We start from the raw sequence: 280 nt of genomic DNA on the forward strand, positions 1-280 counted from the left end.
GGTGTCGGCCGGGGACGCTGTCGCGTCGGTGGGTCCGGGAGTATCCGGGTCCGAGGGCCCGCCCGGGTGAGGTGTCGTCGCCTCGGGCGGGGTCGGGCTGTCGTTCATCGCACTCCTCGCAGCAGCAGGGACAACGCGGACCTCGGGCCGGACACCGTCGCGGTGGTGTCCGGCCCGAGGTCGAAGGGCAGGCCGCCGGTCTCCCGCGACGCGGGGGAGTCGGCGTCCGGGGTGCCGTGCCCGGTGTCGGTGGCGCCGTCCGGCCTCGGCGCGTTGGCCG

It is taken from the genome of Saccharomonospora iraqiensis subsp. paurometabolica YIM 90007, from assembly GCF_000231035.2.
GTDB classification, from domain to species: domain Bacteria; phylum Actinomycetota; class Actinomycetes; order Mycobacteriales; family Pseudonocardiaceae; genus Saccharomonospora; species Saccharomonospora paurometabolica.